1 protein-coding gene and 1 pseudogene are annotated in these 1,406 nt (G+C 44.0%); one reads left to right on the forward strand and one right to left on the reverse strand.

Going from position 1 to position 1,406, the window contains the following annotated elements:
- Positions 1–858, reverse strand: an 858-nt coding sequence (locus A3762_RS14015) for a deoxyribodipyrimidine photo-lyase (RefSeq protein WP_197469265.1), incomplete at its 3' end; no start/stop codon positions are given.
- A gap of 192 nt (positions 859–1,050) precedes the next feature.
- Between A3762_RS14015 and A3762_RS14020 the strand changes: the two are divergent.
- Positions 1,051–1,406, forward strand: a pseudogene (locus A3762_RS14020) (hypothetical protein); the annotation flags it as partial.

The following is a 1,406-nucleotide window of genomic DNA, read 5'->3' on the forward strand; positions in this document are numbered from 1 at the left end:
TTGAAAGTATTCCCGCCACAGCAACTCGAACATCAGCCACCCGTTATCTTCATTTTCACCATGAACAACTTGAAATTCTTTGAGAGCTTGCGCTGCTTGTTTAACGGATAAGCTGCCATTGGCTAGCCAGAACGACCATTTCGATGAGTTCTCCCAACCATCGAAGGCGTTTCTTGTTTGCTTGTATGTGTTTGCAGCCGTGCTAGAAAAATAGTCATGCAAGTGATCGAGTGCAGTATCTTCCCCGCCTCGTGCAATCGGCTGTTTGTTCAACACCCAAGGGTCGAGAATCAATCGATCAAAATTGAAGGCCAGCAGCGATAGGCTCGGTGGTAACGATCGAATCTCACCATTAGGAACTCGGACGTTTAATCGCTCGGCCAAACGTCTGAATTTACTGAAGGTCGCCGGAAAACTATCTGCCTGAAATTCGATTTCTGCTGCACTAAATAAACACCGTGTCTCTACGCTAATCATATTCACATCAGGCAGCATGGATTTTAGCTGTGCCCACGATTGCGATTCATTAAACGCGACGGGTGTTGAGCGATACACGTGAGTAATTGGAAGATTGGAGCAGATAGACTCGATCGAAGGAATTGGTCTAGCTAAGAAAACATTTAGCGTTTGACCAAGCTCTTTCAAACGGTCATGCATAATGAGCAGTGATTCGGCCAAGAATTGGCGCCGATGAATGCCCAGCGGCTGGCAGCCATATATGTCTCTTTTCAGTTCGCTTGGATCTACGAAATAACAAAATATAAGTTCTTGGCACTCATTTGCCGCACGTTCAATCAAGGGATTGTCGTGTAATCTGAGATCTTCACTTAACCAAACTAACCCAGTCGCGTTCGTCATTTCTACTCCTTTGCTTTGCCTCAAGATATACGTTAGGTAAACAAAATTGGCTTTGCGTTGATGTGACATCTGTAGAAATAAAACTGACAAAAAAGCTTAAAACAATTGCCACTTAAGTGTCATTCATCGGTTTTAGTGTGTTGATCAAATCTCTCGAATCTGAGGTTTGTTAATCAGCTAGGAGCTATCGATATGACACAAGAAAATAACATTGAAAACGTAGTAGCAGGTTTCCAAGATCCTGATGATCTTTCTTCAAATCCATCTGACAACCGTCCGTTTGCTTCAGTTCTTGATGCATATGTGAGTCGTCGAAAAGTTGTTGCTGGTACGCTTGCTGGTTCTACTGCAGCATTTTTGGCGCCAGCTGCACAAGCCGGTTGGGGCTGGCAAAAACCAAAGAAAAACCAAGAATTGGTCGGCTTTAGACCAGTAGAAATCGCGGATGTTATCGATACAACGATGCCTACGATTTCAAAAGACTATGAGTACCAAGTTTTGATTCCTTGGGGTACACCGATCGATCCAGATGCTACATCAGCCTATGA

The organism is Oleiphilus sp. HI0125, assembly GCF_001635355.1.